The 358-nt window shown below is 64.2% G+C and carries 1 protein-coding gene; it reads left to right on the top strand.

The genetic code is table 11. The features are described 5' to 3' along the window. Positions 1-358 (top strand): hypothetical protein (locus tag KUG41_RS15425; protein ID WP_216905065.1); only part of this gene is annotated, 358 nt, incomplete at both ends.

The following is a 358-nucleotide window of genomic DNA, read 5'->3' as shown; positions in this document are numbered from 1 at the left end:
CCGGCACCAACACCACCCTCCAGGTGCTGGATCCCAACGGCTCCGTTCGCCTGCTCCGCGACACCGGCTCCGATCTGGTCTCCGTACAGATCAACGGTGTCACCACTGCCCTCCGCTTCCAGGGCTCCCAGGTCAGGGCCTCTCAGTTCGCCGGCTGGCAGATCCTCGCCGCCGAAACCGTCGCCGGCAACCAGAACCAGATCCTCTGGAAGCATCTGGCCTCAGGCAGCCTCCATTTCTGGTCCGTTGACAGCAACTGGAACTACATCTCCTCCAGCGGCCTCTTTCCACCCTCCAGCAGCCAGGGCCTCCAGCTCCAGCAGCAGTTCATGGTCGATGCCACAGGCACGCCCCTGAC

The sequence above is a fragment of the Synechococcus sp. CCY 9618 genome (assembly GCF_019038415.1).
Classification (GTDB): domain Bacteria; phylum Cyanobacteriota; class Cyanobacteriia; order PCC-6307; family Cyanobiaceae; genus Cyanobium.
Note: the sequence above shows the minus strand (reverse complement) of the source record. Positions and strands in the feature narration are given on the sequence as shown.